1 pseudogene is annotated in these 254 nt (G+C 61.8%); it reads right to left on the bottom strand.

What is annotated here, in order from left to right:
• Window positions 1-125: 125 nt before the first annotated feature.
• Window positions 126-254 (bottom strand): annotated as a pseudogene (locus A3728_RS16320) (5-formyltetrahydrofolate cyclo-ligase); the annotation flags it as partial.

The raw sequence follows: 254 nt of genomic DNA, 5'->3' as shown, positions 1-254 counted from the left end.
AGGTTTTCGGTGATGGCGCGACGTCCCGCGCGCCCCATGACGTCGCCGAGGTAAAGTATTTTCATAATAAATGGGTAGGCGCAGGCCCGCTGGTCCACAAGGGCAAATTGCCCTGACGCGGCGGCTCAGCCCGGTTCGATCACGCCCTGTTCGGTCACGATCAGGTCAAGTGGCTGGTCCGTGGGTTCCAACGGCAAATCGTCGGTTTCCTGGCCCGCAAAGGCGAAACCGATGGCCAGCGTCGGTCGCTTGGC

Origin of the sequence: Sulfitobacter sp. HI0040, from assembly GCF_001634885.1 — a bacterium.
GTDB lineage: Bacteria > Pseudomonadota > Alphaproteobacteria > Rhodobacterales > Rhodobacteraceae > Sulfitobacter.
The sequence above is the reverse complement of the archived record's forward strand: the minus strand, read 5'-3'. Positions and strand labels throughout refer to the sequence as shown.